At 43.1% G+C, this 26,975-nt stretch carries 22 protein-coding genes; 18 read left to right on the top strand and 4 right to left on the bottom strand.

Features of this window, described 5'->3' with window-relative positions; all coding sequences use genetic code 11:
• Positions 1-9: 9 nt before the first annotated feature.
• Complete coding sequence (locus tag LJ658_RS02130; protein WP_255670393.1) at positions 10-345, bottom strand: ferritin; 336 nt, start codon at positions 343-345, stop codon at positions 10-12.
• Positions 296-562 (bottom strand): ferritin, encoded by a 267-nt coding sequence (locus LJ658_RS20410; RefSeq protein ID WP_255670392.1) that lies wholly within the window; start codon positions 560-562, stop codon positions 296-298. The genes LJ658_RS02130 and LJ658_RS20410 overlap by 50 nt, the downstream gene beginning before the upstream one ends.
• A gap of 90 nt (positions 563-652) precedes the next feature.
• On the opposite strand from LJ658_RS20410, the gene LJ658_RS02125 reads away from it, so the two are divergent.
• The 4 genes from LJ658_RS02125 (at position 653) to LJ658_RS02110 (ending at position 4,891) form a co-directional block, all read left to right on the top strand.
• Positions 653-937, top strand: coding sequence for a DUF4342 domain-containing protein (locus LJ658_RS02125; RefSeq protein WP_230544806.1), 285 nt, complete (start codon positions 653-655; stop codon positions 935-937).
• Positions 934-1,626 (top strand): SGNH/GDSL hydrolase family protein, encoded by a 693-nt coding sequence (locus tag LJ658_RS02120; RefSeq protein ID WP_230544805.1) that lies wholly within the window; start codon positions 934-936, stop codon positions 1,624-1,626. Before LJ658_RS02125 ends, LJ658_RS02120 begins: the two co-directional genes overlap by 4 nt.
• A 193-nt stretch (positions 1,627-1,819) precedes the next feature.
• Entirely contained in the window at positions 1,820-4,147 is a 2,328-nt protein-coding gene (locus tag LJ658_RS02115) for a DPP IV N-terminal domain-containing protein (RefSeq protein ID WP_230544804.1), read from the top strand.
• Between the two features lie 138 nt (positions 4,148-4,285).
• A complete protein-coding gene (locus LJ658_RS02110) occupies positions 4,286-4,891 on the top strand; it encodes an acyloxyacyl hydrolase (protein WP_230544803.1) in 606 nt (201 codons plus the stop codon).
• Positions 4,892-4,939: 48 nt separating this feature from the next.
• Here the strand turns inward: LJ658_RS02110 and LJ658_RS02105 are convergent, their stop codons facing one another.
• Positions 4,940-5,881 (bottom strand): sugar phosphate isomerase/epimerase, encoded by a 942-nt coding sequence (locus LJ658_RS02105; protein ID WP_230544802.1) that lies wholly within the window; start codon positions 5,879-5,881, stop codon positions 4,940-4,942.
• 306 nt (positions 5,882-6,187) lie between these two features.
• On the opposite strand from LJ658_RS02105, the gene LJ658_RS02100 reads away from it, so the two are divergent.
• On the top strand, positions 6,188-8,494 hold the full coding sequence (locus LJ658_RS02100) for a hypothetical protein (RefSeq protein ID WP_230544801.1): 2,307 nt from the start codon (positions 6,188-6,190) through the stop codon (positions 8,492-8,494).
• Positions 8,495-8,531: 37 nt separating this feature from the next.
• Complete coding sequence (locus LJ658_RS02095; RefSeq protein WP_230544800.1) at positions 8,532-10,730, top strand: GH92 family glycosyl hydrolase; 2,199 nt, start codon at positions 8,532-8,534, stop codon at positions 10,728-10,730.
• 36 nt (positions 10,731-10,766) lie between these two features.
• On the opposite strand, the gene LJ658_RS02090 is transcribed toward LJ658_RS02095, so the two are convergent.
• Positions 10,767-11,777, bottom strand: a complete 1,011-nt coding sequence (locus tag LJ658_RS02090) for a LacI family DNA-binding transcriptional regulator (protein ID WP_230544799.1) — start codon at positions 11,775-11,777, stop codon at positions 10,767-10,769.
• A 265-nt stretch (positions 11,778-12,042) separates the two neighbouring features.
• Between LJ658_RS02090 and fucP the strand changes: the two genes are divergently transcribed.
• The 12 genes from fucP to LJ658_RS02030 all read left to right on the top strand — a co-directional run bounded on the left by fucP (position 12,043) and on the right by LJ658_RS02030 (position 26,968).
• Positions 12,043-13,308, top strand: coding sequence for an L-fucose:H+ symporter permease (fucP, locus tag LJ658_RS02085; protein WP_230544798.1), 1,266 nt, complete (start codon positions 12,043-12,045; stop codon positions 13,306-13,308).
• 2 nt (positions 13,309-13,310) lie between these two features.
• The gene (locus LJ658_RS02080) at positions 13,311-13,640 is read left to right on the top strand and encodes an L-rhamnose mutarotase (RefSeq protein WP_230544797.1); all 330 of its coding nucleotides are present in this window, start codon (positions 13,311-13,313) and stop codon (positions 13,638-13,640) included.
• 9 nt (positions 13,641-13,649) lie between these two features.
• Positions 13,650-14,414 carry an SDR family NAD(P)-dependent oxidoreductase gene (locus tag LJ658_RS02075; protein ID WP_230544796.1) on the top strand — a complete coding sequence of 255 codons (765 nt, stop codon included), beginning with the start codon at positions 13,650-13,652 and terminating at the stop codon, positions 14,412-14,414.
• A 107-nt stretch (positions 14,415-14,521) separates the two neighbouring features.
• Positions 14,522-15,379 carry a fumarylacetoacetate hydrolase family protein gene (locus LJ658_RS02070; protein WP_230544795.1) on the top strand — a complete coding sequence of 286 codons (858 nt, stop codon included), beginning with the start codon at positions 14,522-14,524 and terminating at the stop codon, positions 15,377-15,379.
• Positions 15,366-16,196: an amidohydrolase gene (locus LJ658_RS02065; RefSeq protein WP_230544794.1), complete on the top strand. Its 831-nt coding sequence runs from the start codon at positions 15,366-15,368 to the stop codon at positions 16,194-16,196. Before LJ658_RS02070 ends, LJ658_RS02065 begins: the two co-directional genes overlap by 14 nt.
• Positions 16,197-16,214: 18 nt before the next feature.
• Positions 16,215-16,997 (top strand): SDR family oxidoreductase, encoded by a 783-nt coding sequence (locus LJ658_RS02060; RefSeq protein WP_230544793.1) that lies wholly within the window; start codon positions 16,215-16,217, stop codon positions 16,995-16,997.
• Between the two features lie 38 nt (positions 16,998-17,035).
• Positions 17,036-19,033, top strand: coding sequence for an FAD-dependent oxidoreductase (locus LJ658_RS02055; protein ID WP_230544792.1), 1,998 nt, complete (start codon positions 17,036-17,038; stop codon positions 19,031-19,033).
• 63 nt (positions 19,034-19,096) lie between these two features.
• Complete coding sequence (locus LJ658_RS02050) at positions 19,097-19,543, top strand: DUF1810 domain-containing protein (protein ID WP_230544791.1); 447 nt, start codon at positions 19,097-19,099, stop codon at positions 19,541-19,543.
• Between the two features lie 336 nt (positions 19,544-19,879).
• Complete coding sequence (locus LJ658_RS02045) at positions 19,880-20,434, top strand: RNA polymerase sigma-70 factor (RefSeq protein ID WP_230544790.1); 555 nt, start codon at positions 19,880-19,882, stop codon at positions 20,432-20,434.
• Between the two features lie 169 nt (positions 20,435-20,603).
• Positions 20,604-21,755 carry a FecR family protein gene (locus LJ658_RS02040; protein WP_230544789.1) on the top strand — a complete coding sequence of 384 codons (1,152 nt, stop codon included), beginning with the start codon at positions 20,604-20,606 and terminating at the stop codon, positions 21,753-21,755.
• Between the two features lie 355 nt (positions 21,756-22,110).
• Positions 22,111-25,476, top strand: coding sequence for a TonB-dependent receptor (locus LJ658_RS02035; protein ID WP_230544788.1), 3,366 nt, complete (start codon positions 22,111-22,113; stop codon positions 25,474-25,476).
• Positions 25,477-25,486: 10 nt separating this feature from the next.
• Complete coding sequence (locus LJ658_RS02030) at positions 25,487-26,968, top strand: RagB/SusD family nutrient uptake outer membrane protein (RefSeq protein WP_230544787.1); 1,482 nt, start codon at positions 25,487-25,489, stop codon at positions 26,966-26,968.
• Positions 26,969-26,975: the final 7 nt, after the last annotated feature.

The raw sequence follows: 26,975 nt of genomic DNA, 5'->3' as shown, positions 1-26,975 counted from the left end.
TAGCAGCCGTTATGGATTTTCGACAGTGGCGTCCTGTGCCAGCGCAGCATCATCCGGCGTGGTTGCCAAGTCTTTATCCAATGCATAAAGTGCCTCGTCTTTGGCATTGGCGCCGCCGGCAACTTTTATTTTATTTAGCAGGTCCATGGCTAATGTTTCTTCTTCTGTTTGTTCTTTAACAAACCATTGCATAAAATTCCAGGTGGCCCAGTCTTTTTCGGCCATACTCATTTCAACAATGCGATAGATCCTGCTGGTGTTTTCAACTTCCGACTGGAATACTTTTTCAAAACAGTCATTTACGGTTATCGGGTCGGGCCCCCGGCGCGGGTATAGCCGTAACAACTACTTTTGCGCCGCGTTTTAAAATATATTCCAGGAACTTCATCATATGGTTGCGTTCCTCATTGGCGTGCCTGAAGAGGAAGTTTGCAATACCATCATATCCTTTATCGCTTGCCCATGAGGCATAAGCCAGGTATATCTGCGCGTTATGCGCCTCGTTGGTCATTTGGTCATTTAGCGCCTGTGCCAGCGCTGGTGATAGTCTGTTGGTTTCCATAAAAGTGTAAACCAACTATTGTTGCAATAGTTTTTAGGAGGTTTATTTATTTATAAAATCAGTACCTTCATTGAATTAAAACCGAATATCATGGCTGACAAAGAATTTTTCTCGATAAACGGCGAAAGCTTACTCAAAAAAGTAAAAGAACTTATAGCCGAAGGTAATATAACCCGTATAACCATTGCGGATAAGGCAGGTAAAGAAATAGCAAATTTCCCGCTGACGTTGGGCGTGGTTGGCGTTTTTTTAATGCCGATGCTTGCAGCGGTAGGCGCTATAGCCGCCTTGATTGGCGAATGTACCGTCATTGTTGAACGTCATGGCCCCGACGAAGAATCAAAAGAAGATAAGCCCGTTAAAACAGATATATGAAGTTTATAAGTATAACATTAACAGCTGTTTTGTTATTTGCGGTCGCGATGCCGTTAATGGCTCAGGACAAAGACCCTGTAAGAGAAGATATTGAATGGATTGACGCATACATGCCCAATACCAATAACCATAGCTTACCGCGGATATTGCTGATAGGTAACTCTATATCCCGTGGCTACTATCCCGAAGTAGTAAAGCTGCTGGATGGAAAAGCCTATGTTGCCCGCTTATCTACGTCGAAAAGTATTTGTGATCCTGCTTTAAATAAAGAAATAGCGCTTATTATGAGCTATTATAAATTTGATATCGTTCATTTTAACAATGGCCTGCATGGTTTTGGTTATACTGAAGAGGAATATAAAAAAGCTTTTCCCGGTTTTGTAAAAGCCATACGTAAGGGCGCGCCTAAAGCCAGATTAATTTGGGCAACAACTACGCCAATGCGCTCCGCAGCTGACGCCAATATATTGGATCCTAAAACCGGGCGTGTAAAAGAGCGCAATAAAATTGCTTTGGATTATATCGCTACGCAAAAAGATATTAAAGTAGATGACCTGTGGACACTGGCCATCGAACATCCGGAGTATTATCAGGGCGGTGACGGTACGCACCCTATACCAAGCGGTTTTAGCGCGCTTGCACATAAAGTCGCCGGCGAATTATCTATCCTGCTGGATACGCAAAAGTAACCTGTTTTAAACGCTAAGAGGATTTGCCAGGGTTGGTTAATTGAAGTCAACGATTAAACAGAAATTTCTTTTCTTTGGTTGCCGGTTCTGCTAATTGATGGATCAACCTTGATTGATACTTTTAACCGGTACTTGAAAAATTTATTAATAGCCGTATATTGGTTGCCTAAATTTAACTGTCTTATTATACGCTATGAATAAGTTTTTTCTAACTGCCGTTCCGTTGGCTATGGCATTGACCGTGCATGCCCAGCAACGCCCTGTTTTAACCGCTAAAGATTATGAGCATGCCGAGAGCATGCTTAGCTATAACACCGAGCCGCTGATAGAGCATACCCGCATACACCCCAACTGGCTGCCCGACGACAGGTTTTACTATCGCACTCCGGCTACAGAGGGCAATCAATTTATTTTATTTAATCCCGCAAAAGGCACCAAAACCGCAGCTTTTGATCATCAAAAATTAGCGGCCGCATTGTCAACCGCAACCGGTAGGCAATATACAGCTGCCGAACTGCCTTTCCAGTCCATCAGTTTTTCTGCGGATGGTAAAGGCGTTATTTTCGTGGCCGATGACAAGCAATGGAGATTTGAAAATAACCGGGTTACTCCGGATACAAGTACCATAAGGGCCGTAACTATGGCCGGCACGCGCGGTCGCCGTGGTGCGGCCAATGCGGGTGGTAATCCCAATGAAGTTCTATCGCCAAACGGAAAGCGTGCCGCATTTATTAAAGATTTTAATTTATGGGTGCGCGATGTTAAAACCAATCAGCAAACCCAGTTAACTACCGACGGGGTAAAAGATGATGGCTACGCTACGGACAATGCGGGTTGGGCACAGGGCGAGCGGCCGATATTAATTTGGTCGCCCGATTCAAAGAAGATCGCCACCTTTCAGCAGGACGAGCGCAAGGTAAATGATATGTACCTGGTGCCTACCAAGGTTGGTGCGCCCACTTTAAAAGCCTGGAAATATCCGCTGCCCGGCGATAAAGAGATCCCCATGCTTACCAGGGTTATTATCGATGTTGATAATCCAAGAGTGATCAGGTTAAATATTGCTCCTGATCCGCACCGGTCAACTTTAAGTGATGATATTAAAGACGGCAATAAATGGGCAGATGTGTATTGGAGCGATGACGCCGCCAAGCTGGTATTTGTATCAACCAACCGCGATCATAAACAGGCTAAAGTACGCATGGCAGATGCCGGAACCGGCATTGTGCGCGAGGTGTTTGAAGAAACAGTACCGACCCAGTTCGAATCGGGCTGGGATGCGGTTAACTGGCGCTACCTGAGTAAAACCAACGAGATCCTTTGGTTCTCTGAACGGGATAACTGGGGCCATCTTTATTTATATGACGCTGCAACCGGCAAGTTAAAGAACCAGGTAACCAAAGGCAACTGGGTGGTAACCAATGTGGTTAAGGTGGATGAAAAAAAACGCGTTATCTACTTTACTGCCGACGGCCTGGAGGAAGAGAATCCTTATTTTAGCCAGTTGTGTAAAATTGGATTTGACGGTAAAGGTTTTACCGTGCTTACACCGGGAGCCGGTAACCATACGGCTAATTTCTCGCCACTGGGTAATTATATCGTTGACACTTACTCTAAGCCCGACGTACCGGCTGTTACGGTTCTGCGCAACCTGCAGGGCAAACAAATTGTTGAACTGGAAAAAACCGATATAACCAAACTTATAGCCAAAGGCTGGAAAGCCACCATACCATTTTCTGTAAAGGCGCATGACGGTAAAACCGATATTTATGGTTTAATGTGGGTTCCATCCAAACTTGATCCTAATAAAAAATACCCGGTTATTGATTATATCTATCCCGGTCCGCAGGGTGGTAGTGTGGGTAGCTGGTCGTTTGCAAGTGCCAGGGGTGATAACGGGGCGCTGGCCGAACTGGGATTTATTGTTGTTGAAATTGAGGGCACCAGCAATCCGCTTCGCTCAAAAAGTTTCCATGATATGGCTTACGGCAACATGGCCGACAATACACTGGCCGACCAGGTTACCGGCATTAAACAGTTGGCGTCCAAATATCCGTACCTGGATCTGGACAGGGTAGGTATATGGGGACACTCGGGCGGTGGTTTTGCAACCGCCGGGGCCATGTTTCGTTATCCCGACTTTTTTAAAGTGGGGATATCAGAATCAGGTAATCATGAAAACCTTAATTATGAGGATAATTGGGGTGAGCGTTATAATGGCTTGGTTGAAAACGCTGACTACGCCGCACAGGCTAACCAAAGCCTGGCAAAAAACCTTAAGGGTAAGCTAATGCTGGCCCATGGCTTAATGGACGATAACGTACCGCCGCAAAACACATTATTGGTTGTAGAGGCGCTTGAAAAGGCTAATAAAAACTACGATCTGGTTATATTCCCTAACAGCCCGCATGGGTATGGTCAATATTCCTACTATATGATGCGCCGGCGCTGGGATTATTTTGTAAAAAACCTACTGGGTGCAGAACCTCCTGCCGATTACCAGATAAAAGGCAAACAATAAATTAAAAAGCGGATAATTAATTATCCGCTTTTTTTATGGGTAAACAGCTCCTGTACTAAGGCAACTAAGCTGTCCTGTTGGCCGTAACTACTGCGTTAATTAAAACGGATTTACGTGAACAACAAAACACTAATAGTAATGATTGGTCTGAATGTTTTTTGTTCTGTTAAAACGCTGTTTGCGCAGGACACCTTATCTGTCAACAGGAAAAACAGCCTGGGCTTTGTAACCGGCATCGGCACACAATACCTGGGCCAGCTGGCGGGGATAGGCAACAAAGGTTTTGCAGTGGCCACTAACTACTACTATCACGTAAGGTTTTATGAGTTGCAGTATTATCGCACGATAAAAAGAAACAGATTGTCTGAGCTTGACTTGCTGATGCAGCCGCAATATAACGTTAATAAATATGGCTTATACCCCGAGTCGACCGAGTTTCTGGATGGCTATGAATTTGGATTGAATGTGGGATTTTTATACAGAAAAAGTATTTCGGGCTCCCAGTTTAGTTATTATTTATCTTTAAGCACCGGTCCGCATTATGCTTCAGGTGTGCCACACCGGCAAATGAGCGGTTTTTTGTTTTCAAACAATCTTTTTGCGGGCCTTAACATTAAATTGTACAAAGGATTATATGCCGACACACGTTTCGGGATAAGACACATGAGCAATGCGGGCACCCGGTTACCTAACGCAGGTGTAAATAATGTGATAATAAAAGAAGGATTTATAGTTGAATTTTAAAATTATTGCACCGCAATATTGCGGTGCAATAATTAGCCGGCCGTTATATTAAGCTTTTAAAGCCTGTACAGCATATTCGCGGCATTTTTTCACCTCGGCGACAGCGTCTGATCCTTTTGGGATATTATACTCTAACTCGATTGTAGCCGGGAACTTATACTTATTTTTTTTGATGAGTTGTAGCACCTCTTTTATCGGTGTATCACCCTCGCCCCAGGGCATATTTGGTCCGTCATGATATTTACGGTCTTTTAGGTGCATACTAACTATACGTTCGTGATTTTTTTCAATAAACGGAATCGGGCTGCTGCTTGTTCCGGAAGTGTAGTGACCGATATCCAGGTTAATGCAATTGTATTTTGACTGGCTTAAAGCTGTATCCCATAAAGTAGGGGTCGCTTGTGTATGGGCGTGATAGCCTACTTTCATTTTGTGTATGGTTGCCAAATCGCCTAAACGTTTGGTTTGTGCTTCATTACCAAGCTCCACGGTAACATGGCTTGCGCCAAGAGCTTTACCGGCGTTAAAAGCATAAATAATTTCCTCATCGGTATTATGTGGCTCTAATGCACTTGGTTTCCATGCGTAAATAGTTACACCTGCATCTTTGTACATTTTACGCAGCTCAACAAATTTATCCATAGGTACAGTGGCGCGCCATTGGGCCACCGCTTTGTTATAATCATCGCGGGATTGGCCCGATACATGCGTGGGTATACCTGCATAAGCTTCGGCAGCGTCACCCATCAACTCCATTGCATTGATATTGCTGTCCACGCAGTATTTCAACACATCTTCGACACTGCCGGGCATGCTTCTGAATGAATAGGTTATAACGCCTATCTGCACCCCCTCAATAACCGAATTTGGTTTATCGGCGATGCCTGATATATGATGAGCAAAAGATGCTTTCGACAGGAACATCATTCCTGTAGCGGCCAGGGCGCCGGTGCCAATAAACCGGCGTCTGGATAATTGATTATTCTTCATAACTGTTATTAAATTGGGTTTAATGGTTATGTCAAATTTATAAATTTATGCGTAACGTCATAACCTGTAGTAAAACTGTTACGTTACTATGCCGGTATAAACCTCTGCACGACAAACTATAATAGAATTGATTGGGCAGTTGGCCTTAGCAGCAAATGTGGTTCAATAAAACAGGTAATGGGCCGATCTCAAATTTGATTAAACGTTATTTGCATTAACTGATCGTTAAAACGAAACAAAATTGATACAGAGTTGAATACCAATAAAACCTAATTTAGGGCTATCCAATTATAACCGTAACCATTTATGTCAGCAAAGGCAAAAACTCATGGTAAAAGAATAATTGCCGGTAGCGGCGTTGTACTTTTAGCATTAATAACTACAGCCGGATGGGCGCAAACCGCTTCAAAAAACGGAATTAATACCGTTAATCAGGAGAAGACCACCTTTCAAACATCAGGTGCCTGGAAACCGTCTACAGATACCCGCTCAGATGTAGCTATAATTTATGGTCATGGCGACAGGCCGGGGATGACCTTTGCGCAGCGTGTACAATCATGGCGCGACCATGGCTATAAAACTGCTTTCATGACCGGCATGGCGTGGGGTGGCTACCAGGATTATTTTTTAGGTAAGTGGGATAGCAAGCGTCATTTTGATGAGGGCCAGGTACAAATGAACGGAGATACCGTATGGCACGGAAAAAACATGCCCTACATTGTCCCTACCATGAATTTCCTGAAGTATTTTAAAGAGCAGGTAATAAAGAAAGTTATTGATAACAGCATTGACGCCATCTATTTAGAAGAACCCGAGTATTGGGCAAAATCAGGCTATAGCGAAGCTTTTAAACGCGAATGGAAAGATTATTATGGTTTCGATTGGCGGCCACAGCATGAATCGGCAGAAAATACTTACCTGTCAAACAAGCTTAAATATTATCTGTACTACCGCGCGCTAAAAGAATCATTTACCTATGCCAAAGAATATGGTAAAAGCAAAGGCATAAACGTGCGTTGCTATGTGCCTACCCACTCACTTTTAAATTATTCGTTATGGCAGATAGTAAGCCCCGAAGCCAGTTTGGCCTCTTTGGATTGTGTTGATGGTTATATTGTACAATCATGGACCGGTACTGCGCGCGAGCCCAATTATTTTAACGGCATCGCCCGGGAGCGTTCATTTGAAACCGCGTTTTTGGAGTACAGCTGCATGAGGTCAATGACCGCGCCGACCAACCGCAAACTGTTCTTTGAAAATGACCCGGTTGAGGATACGCGCCGCGACTGGAGCGATTATAAAAAAAATTACCAGACTACTTTTACTGCCGGGCTGTTCTTTCCGGATATTGATAATTATGAGGTAATGCCGTGGCCCGACCGCATTTTTGACGGCAAGTATTTTGTGAGCAAAACCAGCAATGAGCGGGCGGGGATGCCTAAAAGCTATTCTACGCAATTGCTGGTGATGATCAATTCACTAAATGACATTAAAGCATCAACCAATAAAACATCGGGTACGCAGGGTATCAGTATAATGATGGGTAACTCGCTGATGTTTCAGCGCCTGCCTACGCACGATGATGGCAAGGCATGGGCCGATCCTTATTTCTCGGATTTTTACGAAACATCGGGCATGTTTAACCGCGTGCCGTCAAACAATAAACTGATGGACCCGCAGTTGTCAAACTTTTACGGCGAGGCCCTCCCGTTCCTGAAAAGGGGCGTTCCGGTAGATATCGTCCATATAGAGAACCTGGGTTTTGAGAAGGCCTTAAAGGATACCAGGGTATTGCTGATGTCATACGCAAACATGAAACCGCCCGCCGAAGAAGCACATGAACAGCTGGCAAAATGGGTGCGCAATGGCGGTGTAATTGTTTATTCGGGCCGTGATGACGACCCGTTTCAATCGGTACAGGAATGGTGGAACAAGGGCGGCAAAAAATACAAATGTCCGGCTGATGACCTGTTTGATAAATTAGCCATAGGCCAAAATCCCAAAGCCGGAACCTATACTGTTGACAAAGGTAAAATATGTATCATCCGCAGAGACCCCAAAGAATTTGTGCTGGAAAGCGACAGGGACGACGAGCTGCGTTATAAGGTTGAGGCTTTATACCAACAAGCAACAGGTCAAAAAGTAGAATACAAAAACAGTTTTTACCTGGCGCGTGGCCCGTATGATATTGTATCGGTGCTGGACGAAGGTGTAACTGCCGAACCGTACACCATCAAAGGTAAGCTGATTGATCTGTACGACCCTACATTGCCCATATTAACCGCGAAACAGATCAAGCCGGGAGAGCAGGGATATTTTTATAATATTAACCGGGTAGCAAACCCACAAATGCCCCAGGTATTGGCAACCGCTGCCCGTGTATATGATGAACGGGCAGGCAAAAGACGCTATTCATTTATCGCAAAGAGCCCGCTCAATACGGTTAACGTAATGCGCGTTTTAACACCGGCCGAACCCCGGAAAATTACCATTACTAATGCCAGCGGTAGGGCTATAACAGACTTTAAAAAGTCATGGGACAATATTGGCAAAACCAGCCTGCTAAGCTTTGATAATAACCCTGAGGGGGTTAAGGTAAGCTTTGAATGGTAAAATAAATAGAAAATCAGACACCAAAATAAATAACGCTATGAAAAAACTAATTGCTTTAGCCGCCATGCTGCTGATTGTTGGAAGCTATGTACAGGCCCAAATCACGGCTACGCAAAAATCACCAACAGCCTATGTTAACCCGTTGTTAGGCACCGCTACCCTGTGGGATCCTAAGGACCTGGGCTTTGTGCCAACACACCGAAGCTGGGGCGCCGAAGTGTTTCCAGGGTCGTCGCTGCCAAATGCTATGGTGCAGTTAACGCCGGTAAGCCAGTTTCACAGCGGCTCTGGTTACCAGTATGAGGATACCGTTATCTATGGTTTTGCTCATACGAGCAAAGGTCACTGGAACCTGGCCAACATTCCGTTAATGCCTGCAACCGGCAGTAATTTTACTGCAGACGATTATAAATCGGCTTTCAGCCATAAAAATGAAACGGCGCATCCGGGATATTACCAGGTTTATTTGCCGCGATACGGCGTTAACGCCGAACTAACGTCAACACTGCGTTGCGCTTTTCATAAATACACTTTTAAGCCGGGCGCCGATAAAAAATTAATTGCTGATCTGTCAATGGCTAATGAAAGAATACGGTCCTGGGATATTGAGAAAACAGGTGATAACGTGTTAACGGGTTTTCAGCAAGGTGGCGAAAAGATGTATTTCTACGCGGTAACCAGTCATAAGATTTTGAGGATTGATACTTTAAATTCTGCAACCAATCCTATGGGCCGGCCGGCCGGCGCACGTGCAAAAAACCTGGCCCCTCCGGGGCCCAAAAAAACACCGGTAGTAAGCTTTGCTGATGGTCCCGGTCCGCTTGAATTGCGGATAGGGTTTTCCTACGTAAGTGTAAAAAACGCCAAAGAGAATTTAGAGAAAGAAATGCTGGGCAAAAGTTTCGCGCAGGTAAGGCAGGAAGCAACTCAAACCTGGAACAATCTGCTGGGTAAAATTCAGGTTACAGGCGGTACAGATCGTCAGAAAGGTTTGTTCTACTCTTGCTTATACCGCTCGTTTTTATGGCCGGCGCTGCGCAGCGACGTCAACGGTGATTTTACTGATATGGCCGGCAACGTAGTTAACAAAGGGTTTAACTATTATACCGAGCCATCCATATGGGACGACTATCGTAATAAAGATGTGCTTTTAGGGTTATTGTCGCCTAAAGTAATGAATGATGTAATCCAGTCATTGGTGGATAAAGGTAAAATAGCAGGCTTTATGCCGACCTTTTTTCACGGCGACCATGCCTCAGCCATCGTAACCGGATCATACCTGCGCGGGCTAAAAGACTACGATGTGAAAGGCGCTTATGCCTTAATGTTAAAAAATGCAACCGTTGAGGGCACCCGTAAATATGTTGATGAGTATAATACCAAAGGTTATATAGCTGAGGCCGAAGTGGAGCATCCCGTTGTTAATACGGTCAGGAAAGCAGCAGTTACCAAAACTTTAGAGTATGCATATGACGATTATGCGGTTGCGCAACTGGCTAAAAAACTGGGCGATACCCAGAATTATACCATGCTGATGAAACGAACCGGCAATTATAAAAATGTGTTTAATCCGCAAACGGGATTTATGGAGGGCAGGCTTGCTGATGGCAGCTGGGTGAAGAACTTTGATCCCAACTATGTTTATTACGAATACATGTATCGCGAAGCAAACGCATGGCAGTCAACTTTTTTCGCTCCGCAGGATCCTCAGGGATTGATCTCGTTGTTCCCCAATAAGGCAGCTGCCGAGAAGAAATTGGACGATATGTTTGGTACGCCTTACAACGGTTTAGAGGCCGATAATATGTCGGGCTTTATTGGCCAGTATTGCCAGGGAAACCAACCTGACCATAGCACGCCATATTACTACTATTTTGTTGGCAAACAGCAAAAGGCGCAGGTAATATTGGACAGCATCATGAACCATTATTACGACATGGGCAAGGATAAGCTGGCCTACGCAGGCATGGATGACGCTGGTGAAATGTCGTCGTGGTTTGTATTTAACGCGATGGGTATTTATACCTTCTCGCCGGCTGACCCTAAATATATCGTCTCTGTACCGCTATTTGCTAAAATAACTCTGAACCTGGGCGACCGGACCGCGACTATCCTCCGGAAAAACCATGGCAAGAAAATAACCAGCATTACAATTGATGATAAAAAGATCAATGATTATTTTGTTGAAGATGCCGATCTGAAAAAAGGAAAAACATTGGTCATAACCACTAATTAACTAACGCACAGCAAAAAATAACGCTTACGAAAATGGTCACTTGATCAGGTAAAGTTCTGTATCTAATACCTTTGTTTCAAACTCGGTAATTGGATACTTACTTTCTATCAGCCTTAACAGCATCTCAACGGCTATCTGTCCCATTTCAAAAGATTTTTGTTTAACATAGGATATCGGGGGCTGTAAAAGATCAACTACGTCCGAGTTGGAGAAACCCGCTATTGCTATTTCTGCAGGGTCGAAATTGAGGTTTTTCAGTGCCCTGACACATGAGATACTGATGCGGTCGCTGCTGATAAAGATCGCATCAGGTTTATTGGGCATCGCCAGTAGTTCTTTAACCGCATCTTCCACTTCCTGGTAATCGTTACCTCCTTTATTACAATTGCGTATCAGTTCGGTCCTGAAAGGGATATGATAGTCAGCCAGGGCCTTCATGTAACCCGCTAACCGTTCATTAGTGATGGACAACTGTGCCGCGTTTGCTAAGAGCGCTATTTTTTTACGGCCTGCTTTAATCAATGATTCGGTAGCATTATATGCCCCGGTAAAATTATCAGATGTTACTTTAAAGGTTTCTATCTCATTAATTATACGATCAAAAAAAACAATAGGCAATCCATCTTCATGCAGTGTTTTTAAAAAGCTGTAATCAGAGGTCCCGGCGGACATCGAGATCAACAGGCCATCAACCGAACGTTGCGCCAGGTGGTTGACATTGATTAGCTCTCGTTCTGATAAATCATGCGTTTGCGTGATAATGGTATGATAACCCCTCTCATAAGCAATGGATTCTATACCGGCTATCGCCTGCGAAAAAAAACTGTTGGCTAATTTCGGCACAACAATCCCTATTGAGTAGCTGCGCTTATTTTTAAGGCTTAATGCTATGGGATTTGATCGGTAGTTAATCTTTTTGGCATAAGCCACAACTATCTTTTTTGTTTCCTCACTAATTTCGTAGCCATCGCGCAACGCTCTTGATACAGTGGACGGCGAAAGATTTAGCGCAAGTGCAATATCTTTTATGGTAGCTGGTTTATACATTTAGATTAAAAAGGAAATTAAAATTAATCAAAAAAACTGCTTTTTTATAGCGGTAGGGCAATAATAAGATTTATTCAAAAATACTTCAATTTTAAAGTTAAAATCGGCAACCATAGTTGAGTTTTAATCGTGAATTGGCATGTTAGGACAAGTGATGCCCCTAAATATGCCAAAATCGTATAATATTTTAACCATAAAATACCATTTTATATACCGTAATATGCTTTCTTTGCTTTAACCAATTATAAACCAACTATACTAAATTATGTCGAAAAATAAATACCTGTTTCCATTAATTTTGGTTACTTCGTTATTTTTTCTGTGGGCGTTTTTGCATAACATTAATTCTGTCCTTATACCGCATTTAAAAAAAGCGCTGGAGTTAACCGATACACAATCATCCTATATTGATGTGGCTGTTTATACCGCCTATTTTGTAATAGCTATACCTGCAGGTTTATTTGTGCATAAATACAGCTATAAAAAGGGCATTATATTAGGTTTGATTCTTTTTGCTACGGGTGCGTTCCTGTTTATTCCTGCTGCCAACGCGCAGAGCTATACTTTCTTTTTAGTTGCGATATTTATAAGCGCCAGCGGGGCTACATTTTTAGAAACAGTTGCTAATCCATATGTATCCATTTTGGGCGATAAGGAAACTGCTACCCAGCGGTTAAATTTTGCACAGTCTTTTAATGGCTTGGGCGCATTGTTAGCCCCCGTTATCGGCGGGCAATTGATCCTGTCGGGAATTGAGCATACACCCGCCGAATTAAAAAGTATGTCAGCGGCACAATTGGCGGCCTACCTGCAATCAGAAGGTGACACGGTAAAATTACCTTATATGGTTATTGGAATTGTAGTTATTGTATTGATCCTGCTTTTTATTTTTACCCGTATCCCAGCGGTTAAAGAGGACGACGATGCAGTTGAAAGCCATTCGCCGGGAGTTGATTTTTCCATCAAAGTATTTAAAAACAGACACTTAAAATGGGCCGTTATAGCCGAGTTTTGCTATGTTGGCGCGCAAGTGTGCGTAGGTAGTTTCTTTATCCGCTATGCTAAATTTGTAGCTCAAATTGGCGAGAAAGATGCCGCGTTTTTATTTGGTTTTATTGCCATGGGTGGCTTCATGGTGGGCCGTTTCGCGGGCACGTTTATCATGAAATATGTTGAGCCCGCCAAGCTATTAAGCCTTTACGCAGCTATAAATATATTGCTGTTAGGGGTAGCGTTAATAACAACCGGCCATGTTGCTTTATATGCCTTAATGGGCGTGCCTTTTTTTATGTCTATTATGTTCCCAACTATATTTGCGCTAGGTATAAAAGGCCTGGGCGAAGAAACCAAAATTGCCTCATCTTTCCTGGTAATGTCAATTATTGGCGGTGGTGTGGCGCCATGGTTCATGGGACAGATCTCTGACAGGACGGGGAGTATCCAGTTAGCGTACATTATACCTTTAATATGCTTTTTGTTTATTCTGTATTTTGGTTTAAAAGGACATAAAATAGTTAAACACGTAATATAAAAATGGCCAGGTATTGTTTAGCGCTTGATCTGAAAGACGACCAGCAACTGATAGCGGAATACGAGAAGTATCACGAGTCGATATGGCCCGAGATCCACGATAGCATTACCGGCAGCGGTATTACCGGCTTGGAAATATACAGATGCTTCAACCGGCTGTTTATGATAATGGAGACCGACAGCAGTTTTAGCTTTGATAAAAAAGGAGTTGCCGACGCAGCTAATCCAAACGTGCAGGAGTGGGAAGACCTGATGTGGAAATACCAGCAGGCCCTGCCAGGCGCCAAACCTGGCGAGAAATGGGTATTAATGAATAAAATTTTTAGTCTGTAAAATAGTATAATGTTCAGTTTAAAAGGAAAATCAGCGGTAATAACAGGTGGCGGCAGTGGCATAGGCAAGGCAATAGCTGTGCTTTTTGCAAAGCAGGGTGCAAATGTTCATATTATTGAATTAAATGCCCATGCCGCCAAAGATACCGTTGAAGAGATACTGAACGAAGGCGGATCGGCCGTGGCACATGGGTGCAACGTAAGTGATCAGCAGCAAATAGTTGCGATCTATAACAAAATAGGAGTGATCGATATCCTGGTTAACAACGCCGGCATAGCGCATATCGGCGAGGCTACTACCACCAGTGAAGAAGACTTTGCGCGAATCTTTAACGTAAATGTAAAAGGCGTTTATAATTCATTATTTGCTGCTATACCATTAATGAAAAGTAAGGGCGGTGGTGTTATTTTAAACATGGCGTCTATAGCAGCGATAGTAGGTATTACCAGCAGGTTTGCCTATTCAATGAGCAAAGGCGCGGTATCTGCCATGACCCTATCTGTGGCACGCGATTATATGGCTGACAATATCCGTTGTAACAGCATCTCCCCGGCACGGGTGCATACGCCGTTTGTTGATGGCTTTATCGCTAAAAATTATGCCGGGCAGGAAGCCGAGGTATTTGAAAAATTATCAAAAAGCCAGCCCATCGGTCGGATGGGCAAACCGGTCGAAGTAGCCTCGCTAGCGCTTTATTTATGCAGCGACGAAGCCGGATTTGTAACCGGTTGCGATTATTTGCTTGATGGCGGATTTGTTAAATTGAATAATTAGCCTATCAAAGCCAGGCTTAACAAACGAAATAAATAAACTTAAATAAACATTAACCTTGCATCGAAACCGCTCTTTTTTTAAAAGCAGAGGGGGCTAAACATACTACAATGAAATTAATAAGATGGGGAAACCCGGGTAAAGAAAAAACAGGTGTAATAATTAACGATACCAAATACGATACATCAGCTTTCGGCGAAGATTATAACGAGAGCTTTTTTGAGACGGATGGATTAGCAAGGCTTAAAAAATTTCTGGCCGATAATGATGGTAAATTACCCAAAGTTGCTGATGGCGAACGATTAGGCAGCCCTGTTGCACGTCCGTCAAAGATTCTTTGTATTGGTTTAAATTACGCTGATCATGCCAAAGAAACCGGTGCTACGCCACCTGCCGAGCCGGTATTGTTTATGAAATCAACTACCGCGTTGGTTGGCCCTAATGATGATGTGGTTATTCCAAAAGACTCAGTTAAAACCGACTGGGAAGTGGAGCTGGCTGTGATCATCGGCAAAAAAGCAAGTTATGTAGCTGAAGCGGACGCGTTGGATTACATTGCAGGCTACGCCTTGCATAATGACGTATCTGAGCGCGAGTTCCAGATAGAGCGCGGAGGTACCTGGGACAAAGGTAAGGGTTGCGATACTTTTGCGCCGGTTGGCCCTTTTATGGCAACACCTGATGAGTTGGGTGATATCAATAATCTACGGCTTTGGCTAAAGGTGAACGGCAAAACCATGCAGGATGGCAATACCTCAAACTTTATATTTAGCGTGCCCTTTGTAATTGCTTATGTAAGCAAATTCATGACGCTGCTACCGGGCGATATTATATCAACAGGTACACCCGCAGGCGTTGGTTTGGGCTTTAATCCACCTGTCTATTTAAAAGAAGGCGACATAATGGAACTGGGTATTGATGGGTTGGGCGAATCAAAGCAAGTATTAAAAGCCTATGCAAAGGATTGATTCACATCAACATTTTTGGAACTACGACCCGGTAAAATATTCCTGGATCAATGAGGATATGGAAATCATCAGGAAGAATTTTTTACCCAGTGACCTGGAACCGATATTAAAAGAATATGGCTTTAACGGATGTGTTTCTGTTCAGGCAGATCAAACTGAAGAAGAAAACAAGATATTGCTGGATCATGCCGCGAAACATGATTTTATAAAAGGAGTAGTTGGTTGGGTTGATCTGAAGGCAGCAAACGTTGCGGAAAGATTGGCTTATTATCAGCAATTTAAAAAGTTAAAAGGGTTTCGTCATGTTTTGCAGGGCGAACCGGACAGGGCGTATATGCTCAATGCTGATTTTAAAAGAGGGATAAGTAAACTAAAACAGTTTGGCTATACTTATGATATTTTAATTTATACGGATCAACTGGCGTATGCTGCTGAATTTGCAGCAGCGTTCCCCGACCAGCCTTTTGTAATAGATCATTTGGCTAAACCGGAAATAAAGGATGGCGGGATCACGAAATGGGCAATTGATATGAAAGCTATCGCGCAAAATAAAAACGTTAGCTGCAAGTTATCAGGAATGGTAACCGAGGCCGACTGGCGGGCCTGGAAACCTGAAGATTTTACGCCATATATAGACGTGGTATTTGAAGCTTTTGGCGCCGGCAGGGTAATGTACGGATCAGACTGGCCAGTTTGCCGGGTAGCTGCTACTTACCAGCAAACACTGGAGATAGCCGAGGCTTATGTTGATAAGCTGTCGGTGACAGAACAGGAAAAGTTTTGGAGTGGTAATGCGATTGAATTTTATGGTCTTTAAACTAAATTATAAACAAAGATGGATCTGCAGTTAAAAAATAAAGTAGTAATAGTAACCGGCGGTGCAAAAGGCATTGGCGAGGGTATCGTTAGGTTATTAGCAAAAGAGGGAGCTATCCCCGTAATCATTGGCCGTAAAGAAGAAGATAACTTAAAAGTGGCCGATGATTTGAAAGCACAGGGCTTTGAAGTGTTCCAGGTAGTTGCGGAATTGACCAATCCTGATGACTGCGAAAAAGCGGTTGATGCTGTTATAGCCAGATACGGCCGTATTGAGGGCCTGATAAACAATGCCGGTGTTAACGACAGTATAGGACTTGAAAAAGGCAATTACGATGATTTTATGCGTAGCCTGCACCGCAACGTGGTACATTATTATCTGATGGCTAAATATGCGCTGCCCGAGTTAAAAAAATCAAAAGGTAATATTGTAAACATTGGTTCAAAAGTAGCGGATACGGGACAGGGCAATACATCTGCTTATGCTGCCGCAAATGGTGGCCGTAACGCGTTGACACGCGAGTGGGCTGTAGAATTGTTGCCTTATGGGATAAGAGTAAACGCCGTTATAGTGGCCGAGTGCTGGACACCCCTGTATGAAATGTACATTAAAACGTTACCAAACCCCGAACAGAAACTTAAAGATATCGTAAAAAATATCCCGTTAGGAAAACGTATGACTACGGCCGCCGAGATAGCTAACATGGTAGTCTTCCTACTTTCAGAAGTGTCAAGCCATACAACCGGTCAACTGATACATGTAGACGGCGGATATACACATTTGGATAGGGTGATTGAATAAAATTATCCGGCATTACCTGTTAAACTCAAAATAGAGAAATGTACAGAGCCCTCCTTTTCTATATTGCGTTTATAGCACAGTTTAGTGTAGGCTACGCGCAATCACCAACCAAAACGGGGATTGACGTTTGCGTTTACGGCGGTACCTCAGCAGGGGTAATAGCTGCCTATACCGCTGCTAAAATAGGCAAAAGTGTGGTGTTGATTGAGCCGGGTAACCGTTTGGGAGGGTTGTCTTCGGGCGGGTTAGGTTTTACTGATATAGGCAATAAGTATGTGGTTACGGGCCTGGCCCGTGATTTCTATCGCCGGATAGGCCAGCATTATGGAAGGTTTGAACAATGGACCTTTGAGCCAAAAGTGGCCGAAGCCATTTTTCTGGATTATGTAAAGCGGGGCAATTTTAAGGTTGTTTATAACAACAGGCTCAAAAGGATAACCAAATCCGGCAATCATATTACAGCTATAGAACTGGAAAATTCTTTAAACCCTTCCTTAAAAACCATAGTTATAAAAGCGGCCCAATTTATTGATTGTACCTACGAGGGCGATCTGATGGCTAAAGCCGGAGTAAGTTATACTACCGGTCGCGAAGCAAACTCGGTTTACAATGAAACCGTCAATGGCGTGCAATTAAAAACACAGCACCAGTTTCCGGATGGCATAGACCCTTACAAAATTCCAGGCAGGCCCGGCAGCGGGTTGCTTTGGGGGATTAGTAAAGAAACGCTAGCATCAATTGGCAGTGGTGATAAAAAAATTCAATCGTATAATTTCAGGCTATGTTTAACTAATGATCCGGCTAATCTTGTTGAAATCACCAAACCGCTGGGTTATGATTCTACCCATTACGAATTGCTGTTAAGGTTCCTGGAAAAGAAACCGGCAAAAGATTTGGGTGCGTTTTTAAAGCTGGATATGATGCCTGGTCATAAAACGGATATTAATAATAACGGACCATTTTCAACAGATATGATCGGGATGAATTATGCCTATCCCGATGGCGATTATGCCACCCGCGCGGCCATAACCAAAGCGCATGAGGTTTATACCAAAGGTTTCCTTTACTTTATCGGTCACGACCCGCGCATGCCCGAGCACCTGCGCAACCAGATGCTGAAATGGGGCTATCCGAAGGATGAATACACTAATAACGGCAATTTTACCCTGCAAATGTATGTGCGCGAAGCCAGGCGCATGTTGGGCGTCTATGTAATGACCGAAGCCAACTGCCTGCGCAAAGAAGTGGTTGATGACGGGGTAGGTATGGGCGCTTATAACATGGATAGCCACAACGCCGAGCGGGTAGTCTTGAACGGTATGGTAAAGAATGAAGGTGATGTGCAATTGCGCGGTATTAGCCCTTATCCGATAGCATATCGCTCCATTACGCCAAAAAGCATGGAGTGTAATAATTTATTAGTTCCGGTTTGTTTATCGGCCAGCCACATGGCTTATGGTTCTATACGGATGGAGCCTGTGTTTATGGTATTGGCGCAGTCGGCGGCAGCTGCAGCTTGCCAGGCTATTGACAAAAAAGTGGGTGTACAGCAAATAGATATCAAACAGCTGCAAGCCGGGTTAACCGATAATCCTTTGGTTGACCACAGCACTCCTGAGATATTGGTCGACAATGACGATACCGATCATATAATCAAAACCGGCGGGTGGAAACGCGAAACCAATGGCGGCTACGGCCCATCGTTTTTGCTGGATACGACAAAAACGCCGGCCGGAATTAAATTTATGCCGCAGATAAAAAAAGCCGGTAAATATCAGGTATATGTATATGTCCCTAAAGTACCCCATAGTGCCACCATTACGCCGGTACAGATCTTTGACGGACAAAACACGATTAATAAAAGCATTAACAAAAATGATGTACAGGTTGTTGGCCAGACATCGGGCGAGTGGGTATCAATGGGCATCAGTCGGTTTTCTGCAGGTACCAGGGCTTATGTGCAAATATCCAACCAGGGCGCTGATGGGGCCGTCGTCGCTGATGCTGTATTATTGGTGGCAGCAGACAACGAATAAAGGTGTTGCATTGCAAAATACCACGCAGGATTGCATCATCATTTTTATTACTTTTAAGATGAAATGGCAGGTTTATTGTGGCTAACGGGTATGAGTAATTTACAAAGATTTATTAATGCGCAGGAAACGGACTATGCTGCCGCTCTTAATGAAATTAAAAATGGCCGCAAGCGCAGCCATTGGATGTGGTACATCTTTCCACAGCTACAGGGGCTAGGCCATAGCGATACGGCTAAATATTACGCAATCAAAGACATTGACGAGGCCGAAGCTTACATCAAAGATTCGGTATTGGGGCAACGGCTGATTGAGATCTGTACCGAACTGCTTAAGCTCCAAAGTGATGATGCGTACGAAATATTTGGCAGCCCTGATGATTTGAAGCTAAAATCATCTATGACCTTATTCGCTTCGCTGCCTGATGCCTACCCGGTGTTTCAATCTGTGCTTCAAAAATTCTTTAATGGCCAGCCAGATGAAAAAACTTTACACCTGCTGGGCGAATTTTAAGATTTCTTTATTGTTTGTAAGCGTTTTTTCGAAATTTTAAAAGTAAAAACGCGGTTGTGTTAAGATATAATAATAAAAATGTTAAATTTTTAGTTGTTATTTTTGTTCATTTTGTTTTTTATGTTTATAAATTATACATTTAACCAGATAGTTTTTGTTAATATTTTATTTTTATCAAAATAAATGATCTTTAAAAATAAAATTTTGATAAAAAATAACTTTGTATCGTAAATATGGTATAAGTTACCTTCAATTTTTGCTAGATTTATATCGTTGAACCCAATTGTTTGACAATATTGATTAAAAAAACGCTTGGTTTATTTAATTTAAGCAAAAATGGAATTGTTCAAGAAGCTTTCTGATGAAAAACTGGTCGCTTTAATTGCGGAGAACAATAATAAGGCATTCCGCGCATTATATAACAGGTATTGGGATAAGATGCTTGTTAAGGCTTATACACTATTACAGTCTCATGATTTGGCCGAAGAAGTTGTTCAGGACGCATTTATAAATTTTTGGAAACGCAGACATACCATTGAACTTAAATATAGCTTTCATACCTACATTGCATCAGTAGTAAAGTATGAGGTGATGACAAAAATTGCAGGCCGCAACAAGCAACCACTATATATTGATGACGTTACGTTTGCTAATCCTGCCGATCATTCAACCCAGCAATGGCTTGATTTTGACGAACTGAAAAATCAAATAGAAACTACCATACATACCCTTCCGGATAAATGCCAGCTGGTATTTAAACTTAGCCGCGAAGAGGGCCTTACCGCAAGGCAGATCTCAGATACGCTTAATATTTCGCATAAAACAGTCGAGGCACATATAACCAAGGCTATCAAAGTTCTTCGTGTTAGCCTCAGCAGCTTTTTTATTTAATTGTATTTCAATATTTGCAACCTATCAGCCATCTGGTTAGAAGGTTGTTAGCTCGGTTGGCTTATTCTTAGCCATTTCTTATCAAGAATCGACTTTTATTAAAATTATTTTAATTGCGACTAAGGGTATGGGGTAAGTTTTATACGCTATGATATAAATACCACAGCAAATGCTACATCTGTCTACCGAGAAACTGCAGGAATTATCAGCCAAATGGTTAAAAGGTACCATTACGGCCGAAGAGCTTGGGCAACTGGAGGAATGGTATAACCAAAAGCCCGGGGATTATATTAACTGGGAAGCCGGCGATGCTGACGAAGAACAACTTAGAGAGCGGTTGCTTTATAATATTAATGAGGTGCAAAAAGAAGCGACACCCGTACGACGGCTATTTAACAAGTCGGTGATATATAAGGCGGCTGCCATGCTGACAATTGCGCTGGGCGCTACATTTTATTACCTGGCAGTAAATCAGGCCAAAACCGGGATAATAGCGGATAATAAGAGACAAGCCCAAACCGAAGCGCCGAATAACAGCAAAGCGGTGTTGACTTTAGCCAATGGGTCAAGAGTAGTATTGGACAATGCCGGTAAAGGATTAATTGCCAAACAAGGCAATACCCAGATCAACAAAACACAGGAGGGTAAGCTGACTTATAATAGTGATAACAATGATATAGCTGCCGAGCCGCAAATCAATACTATTAGTACGCTTGCAGGCGGTAAATATCAAATAACATTGCCTGATGGCAGTAGGGTTTGGCTTAACGCCCTAACCTCATTAAGGTTCCCTACCGCTTTTAAGGGCAGGGAGCGTGTAGTTGAGCTGGAAGGGGAAGCCTATTTTGAGGTTGCCAAGGATAAGCACATGCCATTTAAAGTTAAAATGGCTAACAACACTTCAATACAGGTTTTGGGTACACACTTTAACATAATGGCTTACGCTAATGAGGCTTCAATTAACGCTACCCTGTTAGAGGGATCGATAAATGTGCAGAAGGGCAATGTTAGTAAATTAATGGTGCCCGGGCAGGAAGCCAAAATAACCAACGACATTAACCTGAGGCAGGTAAATGCAGAAGAAGCCATAGCCTGGATGAACGGGTTGTTTAGTTTTGATAAAGCCGATATACGTACGGTGATGAGACAGCTGGAGCGCTGGTATAATGTGGGAGTAGTATATGAGGGTAAAGCACCCGATAATCAAATAACGGGCTATATATCACGAAGCTCAAATTTACCGGAAGTGATCAAGATGTTGGAAATGAGCGGGGTGAAAATCACTATAAATGGAAAGATATTAAAAGTGTTTAATAATTAATTAAGATACCTATGGGACCGTGAACTGAAAAAGCTCATAAAAAAACCGGGAACGTACCACCGTCCCCGGCAAATGATTGAGGGTAAACAAACAAATTTCGTCTTAAGCAATCTATTATTCAACCCTAAAACGATGCAAAATTATGCAATTAAATGCTACTTGCGAAAATGACCGTGTAAATTATTACAAAAGGTTAAAAACTGTTTTATTATTACGGATAAACCGGGACCATCCGTCAGACAATAAAACGCCACCCGCCAGGCCCGAAACACCAGTTATTAGGTATAAAAGGGCTGTCAGATACTTAATAACGGCCTTAGCAGGATTTGGAGTCAATAAAAAATTACTGTTACAGATGAAGATAATTATTGCACTGTTGTTTGTTGGTTTTATACAGGTACATGCCAGTACCTCCGCGCAAAACATAACAATTAACCAGCGTAATATGTCTGTAGAAAAAATCTTAACCGAAGTAAAAAAGCAAACAGGCTACTTGTTCGTATATAACCAGGAATGGATAAAATTATCGCGTAAAGTTGATATAAATGTAAAGAACGTAGCCTTAAAAGAAGTTCTTGACCTGTCTTTCGCCGATCAGCCCTTAACTTATAGTATTGTTGATAAAACCATTATTGTACAGTTAAAGAAGCAGCCTGCCGCTGTTTACCTGGCCCCGGTCGCGATAGATGTAACCGGGCATATCAAAGATGAAAAAGGTGAACCCCTGCCGGGCGTTACAGTTATCGTTAAAGGCACCACTATCGGTACCCAAACCGATTTTAACGGCAATTTTTCATTAAAAGTACCAGAAAAAAGCATCCTGGTTTTTAGCATGATAAGCTATAAAACAAAAGAGATTGTGGTTGATGGTAAACGGGCGTTTAACATTTCAATGGAAGAAAGCCGAAGTCAGTTAAGTGAGGTTGTTGTATCTGGCTATAACTCGCAAAACAAAGCAGAGTTTACCGGTTCGGCCGCGCACATAGGCGCCGAGGATATTGCGAATAAACCCGTGCAAAGCTTTGAACAGGCTTTAGCCGGCCAGGCTGCAGGCGTTAACGTTATACAGCCAAGCGGCGTGCTAAATAATAGCCCGGTGTTTCGCATCAGGGGGTTTAACTCGATATCGCTTAGTTCTTATCCGTTAATTATTGTTGACGGGGTGGCCCTGTTTACAGGCAGCGTGGGCTCATTTGCGGCAAATAATCCACTGGCGGACATTAACCCCAATGATATTGAATCATTGGATATCCTTAAAGACGCTTCGGCTACCGCAATTTATGGGTCGCGGGCAGCCAACGGTGTGGTTGTTATTACCACCAAAAAAGGAAAAAAAGGTAATGTTAAAGCTAATTATGACGGCTGGGTGGGTTCAACATCTACCTATAATTTACCTAAAGTTTTAAATGCAGAACAATACGTTACTATCAAAAACGAGGCGTTGGTAAACGCGGGTTCTGCACCCGGTTATAAACTACAATACAGGGCCGACGGCAGTTTAATAGACACGCGCTGGTATGATTATGCTTATCATACCGGTATCTCACATAACCATAACTTAAATTTTTCGGGCGGTACTGATAAAACTTCTTACTTCGTATCGTTAGGTTACAGCAATCAGCAAGGTATTTTGGTGCAAAATACTTTTGAGCGCAAAGTAGGCCGCGTAAACATTGATCAAAAATTAACCGTTAAATTAAATGTCGGCAGCAATTTCTCATTCAGTAACTCCATAAACCGGTCGCCCAGTACAGGTTCATTGCCTGGCCAGGCTGCACAGTTAACAGGTTTGGCCCGTGAGGCTATGGTATTGCCGCCAAACCTGTCACCATATAATGCTGATGGGTCTTACAATATCGTGGGGAACTCAATTGGTTACGGCGCAGGCGATCCGTCAACCATCAGTGGTTATTATAATCCGGTTGTATTGCTTGACCTGGATAAATATTCGTCTGAAAGTAATGCGCTGATAGGAAATGTTTATGGTGAACTGGAGATCATCAAAAATTTAAAACTAAAAACAAGTTATAGTTTAGATCAGTCAACAGTTGAGAATGTTCAATTTACCAATCCTTTACAGGGTTTCCCGGGATATGACGCGGGTGGCTCAGCAATTAACGCTAGCACTAAAAATTATCGCTGGGATTGGACAAATACCATTAACTATACACCTACCATCGGCAAAAAACAGCACCTTAACGTATTAGCTGGCTATGAAGAAATAAGTACTACCAGTGTTGGTTGGGGCGCAACCCGTACCAAATTAACGGATAACTATTATAACACTTTTCAGGGCGGGTATGCCAATATCACCGTGTCGGGAAATTCGCAGGGCGATAACCGTTTTCGCTCTTATTTCAGCAGCATGAACTATGATTATGACAAGAAATACCTGTTAAGCGGTTCATTCAGAAGAGACGGTTATTCCGGTTTGTCAGCGGGAAATAAATACGGCAACTTTGCGGGTGGGTCTGTAGGCTGGAACGTTGCGGAGGAAGATTTCTTTAAGGAACTGTCAATTGCCAATACCATTAACTCTCTAAAGCTGCGGGCCAGTTACGGTAAAGTAGGTAACCTTAATATTGGTAACTATCCGGCGCTTTCATTATACGCATCAAGTTTATACGGTACTATTGCAACGCTTGGATTTAACCAGGCTGGTAATCCCGACCTGCGTTGGGAAACCAGTAAGAAAACCGATTTTGGGTTAAACTTTGGTTTTTTTGATAACCGTATTGTGTTAGATGTTGACTACTATAACAACAACATTGACGGTATGATATTAAACGCCGCGCAGGCGCCGTCAAAAGGTATACCGAGTAACTCTATCACTACAAATATAGGCTCTATGTATAACCGTGGTTTTGAGTTTAGTGTTGATGCCCATATTATTACCCAGGGCCCTGTTAAATGGACCGCTAATTTCAACTTCAGTACTTTACAGAACAAGGTTACCGCGTTGGCCAACGGCGTTGATATTTATGGTACCGGCCTTGACCCGTCAAACGTAACGCGGGTTGGTTATTCATTGGGTTCCATATTTGTTGTCCAAACTACCGGCGTCAATCCGGCTAACGGGCAGCGTATGTATATTAACCGTAACAACCAAATTGTACAGTATAACTACGCGGCAACACAAAAGTGGACCTATCTTGATGGATCGGCAGCACCGGCTATGGACGCCAAAGCCGATGGCCGTGTAATAGGTCCTTCCATCCCCACTTATTATGGCGGGTTCAATAACAACCTCCAGTACAAAGCTTTTGATATGGCTATAAACATTGGGTACTCGGGCGGTAACAAACTGTATAATGGCACCAAGACAACTTTAATGGATGGCCGTTTTTACAACAACAGCGTAAATATCCTTAACAGATGGACGCACCCCGGCCAAATTACTGACGTACCGAGGGTGGTGTTTAACGATAACTTCTCAAGCGGTTCTTCGCTGGCTAACACCGCGTCGGTTGAGGACGGTTCATTCATTAAATTAAGAAGCGTAGCATTAGGCTACCGCTTACCGAAAAGTGTGGTAACCAAAGCGGGTATAGCCTCCATGCGGGTCTACATACAAGGGAGCAATTTGCTAACCATAACCAAGTATACCGGTACTGATCCTGAGGTATCTTCAAACGGAGATTCAAACTCGGCCCCGGGTGTTGAGAAAAACTCGGCACCGCAAGCAAGAACTGTAACATTCGGCGTTAATATCGGATTTTAATAAAAAGACCATGAGAAAACTGAGCACATTATTTAATACAACAGGTTCCAAAGGTATTTTGGTGGCCTTTTTAATATTGAGTTCCACATCTTGTAAAAAGAATTTTCTGGATACGGTGCCTTTAACAAGCATTTCGGATGTGGTTGCTTATGATACCCCTGAACGGATTTTAGCACAAGTAAACGGCCTTTACGCCAGTGCAAAAACCGGAACTTTTTTAGGCGGACGTTATATTTTATATAACGAAACCCGCGCGGATGAATTTATACAAACCAAAAGCAATACCGTTACCGGTTTAAATACCTGGAGCCAAAGTGTAAACTCAAGCACAGACGAAGTTGTTGCCACCTGGAGCAACCCTTACGCTGTGATAAACAAGGTTAACACTTTTATTAAAGGTTTAACAGATAACAAAAGTAAGGTAAGCGCAACTTTATATACGCAATACATCGCCGAGGCTAAATTTTTAAGGGCGCTCTGTTATTATGACCTGGTAAAAGTTTTTGCCAGGCCTTACGCTACCGACGGAGGCAAAAGCCCCGGTGTGCCGCTGCGTTTACAAGCCGAAAGCTCAAATTCCAATAATGATTTGGTACGTAGTTCTGTTGCCGCTGTTTATACGCAGATTCTGAGTGATTTAAATGATGCGGAAGCAGGTTTGCCTCTTACCTACGCCACAGCCGTGTTAAATGCTACCAGGGCGCACAGAAATACCGCTATTGCCTTAAAAACCAGGATCTATTTAACCATGGGCGATTATGGAAACGTTATCACCGAAGCTAATAAAATTGTTTCGCCAACAGCTCCTTATCAGGCATCAACAGGTGTAAACAATAAGCTGGAAACCAGTCAGGTAACCGTTTTTGCCGGAAGCTACACCGGTCCTGAAGCGGTGTTGTTTTTCCCGTTCACGACTGCTGACGCACCCGGAACAACAAGTGCCTTAACTTATTTATATACTTATACACCAGGCAACGGCGAGTACTATCTTAATCCCGCAGGTACCATATCCAATCCGGTTTACAGCACCGCATCAACTGATACCCGTAAAACATTGGTGGTGACAGGCGGCACCAATAAATGGTTAAACAAGTTTAAGTCTGCTTCACCTTATCCGGATTACATCCCGGTTATACGTTATGCGGAAGTTTTGCTTAATCTAGCTGAGGCCGCTGCCCAAAAAGACGACCTGGCTACCGCTTTAAACATGCTATATGCAGTAAGGCACCGGTCTGATCCGACTTTCATATTTGCACCGGCTGATATTGCTACCAAAGGCGCATTGATCAACACGATATTAACCGAAAGAAAAATCGAATTTTTAGGCGAAGGTTTCCGTGTGCCTGATCTGCAGCGATTATTATTGCCGTTGCCTGCCAAAACCGCGCCGACTACGTCGGCACCAGCTGTCGCCGTGTCTGCTTCGAATTATATCTGGCCGATATCAGTTAACGAAACGAGTATTAATAAGCTTTGCGAACCCAATCCATAAAACTATC

Source organism: Mucilaginibacter sp. UR6-11, assembly GCF_020880695.1.
Classification (GTDB): domain Bacteria; phylum Bacteroidota; class Bacteroidia; order Sphingobacteriales; family Sphingobacteriaceae; genus Mucilaginibacter.
This window is presented reverse-complemented; position numbering and strand designations above follow the sequence as displayed.

Coding starts and splice junctions, on each gene's coding strand:
- LJ658_RS20410 (WP_255670392.1), bottom strand. CDS start 562: ATGGAAACCAACAGACTATCACCAGCGCTGGCACAGGCGCTAAATGAC.
- LJ658_RS02125 (WP_230544806.1), top strand. CDS start 653: ATGGCTGACAAAGAATTTTTCTCGATAAACGGCGAAAGCTTACTCAAA.
- LJ658_RS02120 (WP_230544805.1), top strand. CDS start 934: ATGAAGTTTATAAGTATAACATTAACAGCTGTTTTGTTATTTGCGGTC.
- LJ658_RS02115 (WP_230544804.1), top strand. CDS start 1,820: ATGAATAAGTTTTTTCTAACTGCCGTTCCGTTGGCTATGGCATTGACC.
- LJ658_RS02110 (WP_230544803.1), top strand. CDS start 4,286: ATGATTGGTCTGAATGTTTTTTGTTCTGTTAAAACGCTGTTTGCGCAG.
- LJ658_RS02105 (WP_230544802.1), bottom strand. CDS start 5,881: ATGAAGAATAATCAATTATCCAGACGCCGGTTTATTGGCACCGGCGCC.
- LJ658_RS02100 (WP_230544801.1), top strand. CDS start 6,188: ATGTCAGCAAAGGCAAAAACTCATGGTAAAAGAATAATTGCCGGTAGC.
- LJ658_RS02095 (WP_230544800.1), top strand. CDS start 8,532: ATGAAAAAACTAATTGCTTTAGCCGCCATGCTGCTGATTGTTGGAAGC.
- LJ658_RS02090 (WP_230544799.1), bottom strand. CDS start 11,777: ATGTATAAACCAGCTACCATAAAAGATATTGCACTTGCGCTAAATCTT.
- fucP (WP_230544798.1), top strand. CDS start 12,043: ATGTCGAAAAATAAATACCTGTTTCCATTAATTTTGGTTACTTCGTTA.
- LJ658_RS02080 (WP_230544797.1), top strand. CDS start 13,311: ATGGCCAGGTATTGTTTAGCGCTTGATCTGAAAGACGACCAGCAACTG.
- LJ658_RS02075 (WP_230544796.1), top strand. CDS start 13,650: ATGTTCAGTTTAAAAGGAAAATCAGCGGTAATAACAGGTGGCGGCAGT.
- LJ658_RS02070 (WP_230544795.1), top strand. CDS start 14,522: ATGAAATTAATAAGATGGGGAAACCCGGGTAAAGAAAAAACAGGTGTA.
- LJ658_RS02065 (WP_230544794.1), top strand. CDS start 15,366: ATGCAAAGGATTGATTCACATCAACATTTTTGGAACTACGACCCGGTA.
- LJ658_RS02060 (WP_230544793.1), top strand. CDS start 16,215: ATGGATCTGCAGTTAAAAAATAAAGTAGTAATAGTAACCGGCGGTGCA.
- LJ658_RS02055 (WP_230544792.1), top strand. CDS start 17,036: ATGTACAGAGCCCTCCTTTTCTATATTGCGTTTATAGCACAGTTTAGT.
- LJ658_RS02050 (WP_230544791.1), top strand. CDS start 19,097: ATGGCAGGTTTATTGTGGCTAACGGGTATGAGTAATTTACAAAGATTT.
- LJ658_RS02045 (WP_230544790.1), top strand. CDS start 19,880: ATGGAATTGTTCAAGAAGCTTTCTGATGAAAAACTGGTCGCTTTAATT.
- LJ658_RS02040 (WP_230544789.1), top strand. CDS start 20,604: ATGCTACATCTGTCTACCGAGAAACTGCAGGAATTATCAGCCAAATGG.
- LJ658_RS02035 (WP_230544788.1), top strand. CDS start 22,111: ATGAAGATAATTATTGCACTGTTGTTTGTTGGTTTTATACAGGTACAT.
- LJ658_RS02030 (WP_230544787.1), top strand. CDS start 25,487: ATGAGAAAACTGAGCACATTATTTAATACAACAGGTTCCAAAGGTATT.